Genomic DNA, 6,746 nt, shown 5'->3' with positions numbered 1-6,746 from the left:
TGGGTGAACTGGCGTTGGGTCAGAACATGCGCATCGCGTTCATGGCATGGAACGGCTTCAACTTCGAAGACTCCATCTGCCTGTCCGAGCGTGTGGTTCAGGAAGACCGCTTTACCACGATCCACATTCAGGAACTGACCTGTGTGGCGCGTGATACCAAGCTGGGTCCAGAGGAAATCACCGCTGACATCCCGAACGTGGGTGAAGCAGCGCTGAACAAGCTGGATGAAGCCGGTATCGTTTATGTAGGTGCCGAGGTCGGCGCGGGCGACATTCTGGTAGGTAAGGTCACTCCGAAAGGCGAGACCCAGCTGACACCAGAAGAAAAACTGCTGCGTGCGATCTTCGGTGAAAAAGCCAGCGACGTTAAAGACACTTCCCTGCGCGTACCTACCGGTACCAAAGGTACTGTCATCGACGTACAGGTATTCACTCGTGACGGCGTTGAGCGTGATGCTCGTGCGTTGTCCATCGAGAAGAGCCAGCTGGACGAAATCCGTAAAGACCTGAACGAAGAGTTCCGTATCGTCGAAGGTGCAACCTTCGAACGTCTGCGTTCTGCTCTGGTTGGCCGCACTGCCGAAGGCGGCGCTGGCTTGAAGAAAGGTCAGGAAATCACCAACGAAGTACTCGATGGTCTCGAGCATGGGCAGTGGTTCAAACTGCGCATGGTCGAAGACGCGCTGAACGAACAACTCGAGAAGGCTCAGGCTTACATCGTTGATCGTCGCCGTCTGCTGGACGACAAGTTCGAAGACAAGAAGCGCAAGCTGCAGCAAGGCGATGACCTGGCTCCGGGCGTGCTGAAAATCGTCAAGGTCTACCTTGCCATTCGTCGCCGTATCCAGCCGGGTGACAAAATGGCGGGTCGCCACGGTAACAAGGGTGTGGTCTCCGTGATCATGCCGGTTGAAGACATGCCGCACGATGCCAATGGCACGCCTGTGGATATCGTCCTCAACCCGTTGGGTGTACCTTCGCGTATGAACGTTGGTCAGATTCTCGAAACTCACCTGGGCCTCGCGGCCAAAGGTCTGGGCGAGAAGATCAACCGCATGCTCGAAGAGCAGCGTAAAGTCGTTGAGCTGCGCAAGTTCCTGAACGAGATCTATAACGAAATCGGCGGCCGTCAGGAAAGCCTGGATGACCTGTCCGATCAGGAAATCCTCGATCTGGCGAAGAACCTGCGTGGCGGCGTTCCAATGGCAACCCCGGTTTTCGACGGTGCCAAGGAAAGCGAAATCAAGGCGATGCTGCGCCTGGCGGACATGCCGGACAGTGGCCAGATGCAACTGTTCGACGGTCGCACCGGTAACAAGTTCGAGCGTCCGGTCACTGTTGGCTACATGTACATGCTGAAGCTGAACCACTTGGTGGACGACAAGATGCACGCGCGTTCCACTGGTTCTTACAGCCTGGTTACCCAGCAGCCGCTGGGTGGTAAGGCGCAGTTCGGTGGTCAGCGTTTCGGGGAGATGGAGGTCTGGGCGCTGGAAGCATACGGCGCGGCATACACTCTGCAAGAAATGCTCACAGTGAAGTCGGACGATGTGAACGGTCGTACCAAGATGTACAAAAACATCGTGGACGGCGATCACCGTATGGAGCCGGGCATGCCCGAGTCTTTCAACGTGTTGATCAAAGAAATCCGTTCGCTCGGTATCGATATCGATCTGGAAACCGAATAACACGTGACGCGAATCGAGAGTGGGTCGGTATGACCACTCTCTGCTCCGCCAGGAGGAAAGGCCTTGAAAGACCTACTGAATTTGCTGAAAAACCAGGGTCAAGTCGAAGAGTTCGACGCCATCCGTATCGGATTGGCATCGCCTGAGATGATCCGTTCGTGGTCGTTCGGTGAAGTTAAAAAGCCGGAAACCATCAACTACCGTACGTTCAAAGCCGAGCGTGACGGCCTGTTCTGCGCCCAGATCTTTGGCCCGGTAAAGGATTACGAGTGCCTGTGCGGTAAGTACAAGCGCTTGAAACACCGCGGTGTGATCTGCGAGAAGTGCGGCGTTGAAGTCGCGCTGGCCAAAGTCCGTCGTGAGCGCATGGCTCACATCGAGCTGGCGTCGCCGGTTGCCCACATCTGGTTCCTGAAATCGCTGCCGTCGCGTATCGGCTTGCTGATGGACATGACCCTGCGTGATATCGAACGCGTTCTCTACTTCGAGAGCTACGTCGTTATCGATCCGGGCATGACTACCCTTGAGAAGGGTCAGCTGCTGAACGATGAGCAGTACTTCGAAGCCCTCGAGGAGTTCGGTGACGACTTCGACGCCCGCATGGGTGCCGAGGCTGTCCGCGAGCTGCTGCACGCTATCGACCTGGAACACGAGATTGGCCGTCTGCGCGAAGAAATTCCGCAAACCAACTCCGAAACCAAGATCAAGAAGCTGTCCAAGCGTCTCAAGCTGATGGAAGCCTTCCAGGGTTCCGGCAACCTGCCTGAGTGGATGGTGTTGACCGTTCTGCCGGTTCTGCCGCCAGATCTGCGTCCACTGGTCCCACTGGATGGCGGTCGCTTCGCAACGTCCGACCTCAACGATCTGTATCGTCGAGTGATCAACCGTAACAACCGTTTGAAGCGCCTGCTGGATCTGTCCGCTCCGGACATCATCGTGCGCAACGAAAAGCGCATGCTGCAGGAAGCTGTGGATGCGCTGCTCGACAACGGTCGTCGCGGTCGTGCAATCACCGGTTCGAACAAGCGTCCTCTGAAATCCCTGGCTGACATGATCAAGGGTAAGCAAGGTCGTTTCCGTCAGAACTTGCTCGGTAAGCGTGTTGACTACTCGGGTCGTTCGGTAATTACCGTAGGTCCGACCCTGCGTCTGCACCAGTGCGGTCTGCCGAAGAAAATGGCTCTCGAGCTGTTCAAGCCATTCATCTTCGGCAAGCTGGAAATGCGCGGTCTTGCGACCACCATCAAAGCCGCCAAGAAGATGGTCGAGCGCGAGCTGCCTGAGGTTTGGGACGTTCTCGCCGAAGTGATTCGCGAACACCCAGTGTTGCTCAACCGTGCACCGACCCTTCACCGTCTGGGTATCCAGGCGTTTGAACCGGTTCTGATCGAAGGTAAGGCTATCCAGCTGCACCCGTTGGTCTGTGCGGCATACAACGCCGACTTCGACGGTGACCAGATGGCTGTTCACGTGCCGCTGACGCTGGAAGCCCAGCTCGAAGCACGTGCGCTGATGATGTCGACCAACAACATCCTGTCGCCAGCCAACGGTGAGCCAATCATCGTTCCGTCGCAGGACGTTGTATTGGGTCTGTACTACATGACCCGTGAAGCGATCAACGCCAAGGGCGAAGGTCGTGTGTTCGCGGATCTGCAGGAAGTTGACCGTGTGTTCCGTGCCGGCGAAGCCGCATTGCACGCCAAGGTCAAGGTTCGCATCAACGAAACCGTCAATGACCGTGATGGCGGCAGCGTGAGCGGCACCCGTATCGTCGACACCACTGTCGGCCGTGCGCTGCTGTATCAAGTTGTGCCAAAAGGTCTGTCGTACGACGTCGTCAACCAGCCGATGAAGAAAAAGGCGATCTCCAAGCTGATCAACCAGTGCTATCGCGTGGTTGGCCTGAAAGAGACCGTTATCTTCGCTGACCAGTTGATGTACACCGGTTTTGCCTATTCGACGATTTCGGGTGTTTCCATCGGCGTTAACGACTTCGTTATCCCTGATGAAAAAGCTCGCATCATCGATGCTGCGACCGAAGAAGTTAAAGAGATCGAGAGCCAGTACGCTTCAGGCCTGGTAACCCAGGGCGAGAAGTACAACAAGGTAATCGACCTCTGGTCCAAGGCGAACGACGAAGTGTCCAAGGCCATGATGTCCAACCTCTCGAAAGAGAAGGTTGTCGACCGTCACGGCGATACCGTGGACCAAGAGTCGTTCAACTCGATGTACATGATGGCCGACTCGGGTGCGCGGGGTTCCGCAGCCCAGATTCGTCAGCTGGCAGGTATGCGTGGTCTGATGGCCAAGCCGGACGGCTCGATCATCGAGACGCCGATCACCGCGAACTTCCGTGAAGGTCTGAGCGTACTCCAGTACTTCATCTCGACTCACGGTGCTCGTAAGGGTCTTGCGGATACCGCGTTGAAAACCGCTAACTCCGGTTACCTGACTCGTCGTCTGGTAGACGTCGCACAAGATCTGGTGGTTACCGAGGTCGATTGCGGTACCGAGCAAGGCTTGTTGATGACGCCGCACATTGAAGGCGGCGACGTGGTCGAGCCGTTGGGCGAGCGCGTTCTGGGTCGTGTGATTGCTCGTGACGTGTTCAAGCCGGGCACCGAGGACGTCATCGTTCCGGCCGGCACGCTGGTAGACGAGAAGTGGGTCGAATTCATCGAGCTGAACAGCATCGACGAAGTGATCGTGCGCTCGCCAATCAGCTGCGAAACCCGTTTCGGTATCTGCGCCAAGTGCTATGGCCGTGATCTGGCTCGTGGTCACCAGGTAAACATCGGTGAAGCTGTCGGCGTAATCGCTGCACAGTCGATCGGTGAGCCGGGTACCCAGCTGACCATGCGTACGTTCCACATCGGTGGTGCGGCAAGCCGTACTTCGGCTGCCGACAGCGTCCAGGTCAAGAACGGCGGCATCGTCCGCCTGCACAACCTGAAGCACGTAGAGCGTCTGGACGGCAACCTGGTCGCGGTATCGCGTTCCGGTGAGCTGGCCATCGCCGACGAATTCGGTCGTGAGCGTGAGCGTTACAAGCTGCCTTACGGTGCAGTGATTTCGGTGAAGGAAGGCGACAAGGTCGACGCTGGGTCCATCGTGGCCAAGTGGGATCCGCACACTCACCCAATCGTTACCGAAATGAAAGGTACCGTGACCTACGTGGGCATGGAAGAAGGTATTACGATCAAGCGCCAGACCGACGAACTGACCGGTCTGACCAACATCGAAGTACTGGATGCCAAAGACCGTCCGGCAGCAGGCAAAGACATTCGTCCTGCGGTCAAGATGGTTGGCGCCGATGGCAAGGATCTGCTGCTGCCAGGTACCGACGTACCGGCTCAGTACTTCCTGCCGGCGAACGCGCTGGTTGGTGTAGCGGACGGTGCTCAAGTGGGCGTGGGTGATGTTATCGCCCGTATCCCGCAAGAGACTTCCAAGACTCGTGACATCACCGGTGGTCTGCCGCGCGTTGCCGACTTGTTCGAAGCGCGTCGTCCGAAGGAAGCGTCGATCCTGGCGGAAGTCAGCGGTACGATCGCCTTCGGTAAAGAGACCAAGGGCAAGCGTCGCCTGGTCATTACACCAAATGATGGTAGCGATCCGTACGAAGAGCTGATTCCGAAGTGGCGTCACCTGAACGTCTTCGAAGGTGAGCAAGTGAACCGTGGTGAGGTTATCTCCGACGGCCCTAGCGATCCGCACGATATCCTGCGTCTGTTGGGTGTCAGCGCTCTGGCGAAATACATCGTCAACGAGATTCAAGACGTTTACCGCCTGCAGGGCGTGAAGATCAACGACAAGCACATCGAAACGATTCTTCGTCAGATGCTGCGCAAGGTCGAGATCGCCGAGTCGGGCGATTCGAGCTTCATCAAGGGCGACCAGATGGAGTTGACGCATGTGCTGGTCGAGAACGAGCGCCTGGCACAGGACGAGAAATTCATTTCGAAGTTCACACGTGTCCTGCTCGGTATCACCAAGGCATCGCTGTCCACCGAATCGTTCATCTCGGCGGCCTCCTTCCAGGAGACCACTCGCGTACTGACCGAAGCGGCTGTGACTGGCAAGCGCGATTACCTGCGCGGCCTGAAAGAAAACGTGGTCGTGGGTCGTCTGATCCCGGCAGGTACCGGTCTGGCTTACCACAGCGAGCGCAAGCGTCGTCGTGAAGCTGACAAACCGTTGCGTGTAAGTGCGAGCGAAGTTGAAGCCGCACTGACCGAAGCGTTGAACTCAAGCAGTAATTGAGAGTAGGGCCCCGATTTCGATGGGCATCCCGACTCGACAGGCCACACGCTGTCGGGGAGGGGTGGACATCGACGTCGGGGCTTTGCCTTGACTGGGGACAAGATCCTCTTTAGACTCTTGTACCCCTAAATCTGGCGGGACTGATGTCCTGCCATTTTGCTTTTCTTGTAAGACAATAGCGTCGCAAGACAACAGTGGAGCTAGTAGATGGCAACTATCAACCAGCTGGTACGTCAGCCGCGTAAGCGTATCGTCGAGAAATCCGACGTGCCTGCGCTGCAGAACTGCCCGCAACGTCGTGGCGTGTGCACTCGCGTGTACACTACTACGCCGAAAAAACCTAACTCGGCACTGCGTAAAGTATGCCGTGTGCGCCTGACCAACGGTTTCGAGGTTTCCTCGTACATCGGCGGTGAAGGCCACAACCTGCAAGAGCACAGCGTCGTCCTGATTCGTGGCGGCCGTGTAAAAGACTTGCCAGGTGTTCGTTACCACACCGTTCGCGGCTCCTTGGATACCTCCGGCGTTAAAGGCCGTAACCAGGGTCGTTCGAAGTACGGTACCAAGAAGCCTAAGTAGTAGCGGCTTTTTGTAAAAACTGAATCATCTTATTTTCTGAGTCGATAAGAGTAAGGTCGGAGGCGTCCCGAAAGGGGACCGATTCCGAGCGAACCTGAAGACCGTTTGAGGGCTTATCCATGCCAAGAAGACGCGTAGCAGCCAAGCGCGTAGTGGTTGTCGATTGATTATACTGCAGCCTGATGGTGGCGAATTTCTTGATCATCGTGTTGGATT

General features: G+C 56.7%; 3 protein-coding genes and 1 pseudogene. 3 read left to right on the top strand and 1 reads right to left on the bottom strand.

Annotated elements, in window-relative coordinates; genetic code table 11:
- The 3 genes and pseudogenes from rpoB to rpsL all read left to right on the top strand — a co-directional run.
- A pseudogene (gene rpoB / locus ACI2KS_RS29415) lies at positions 1-1,688 on the top strand (DNA-directed RNA polymerase subunit beta); the annotation flags it as partial.
- A gap of 63 nt (positions 1,689-1,751) precedes the next feature.
- Positions 1,752-5,951 (top strand): DNA-directed RNA polymerase subunit beta', encoded by a 4,200-nt coding sequence (gene rpoC / locus ACI2KS_RS29410; RefSeq protein WP_404624538.1) that lies wholly within the window; start codon positions 1,752-1,754, stop codon positions 5,949-5,951.
- Between the two features lie 207 nt (positions 5,952-6,158).
- Positions 6,159-6,530 carry a 30S ribosomal protein S12 gene (rpsL, locus tag ACI2KS_RS29405; RefSeq protein ID WP_002555494.1) on the top strand — a complete coding sequence of 124 codons (372 nt, stop codon included), beginning with the start codon at positions 6,159-6,161 and terminating at the stop codon, positions 6,528-6,530.
- Here rpsL and ACI2KS_RS29400 read toward each other — a convergent pair.
- Positions 6,523-6,746: hypothetical protein (locus ACI2KS_RS29400; RefSeq protein ID WP_404624537.1), on the bottom strand; the 224-nt coding region annotated here is incomplete at its 5' end. The two genes, rpsL and ACI2KS_RS29400, sit on opposite strands and share 8 nt — an antisense overlap.

Source organism: Pseudomonas sp. NPDC087358 (assembly GCF_044900785.1).
GTDB lineage: Bacteria > Pseudomonadota > Gammaproteobacteria > Pseudomonadales > Pseudomonadaceae > Aquipseudomonas.
Note: the sequence above shows the minus strand (reverse complement) of the source record. Positions and strands in the feature narration are given on the sequence as shown.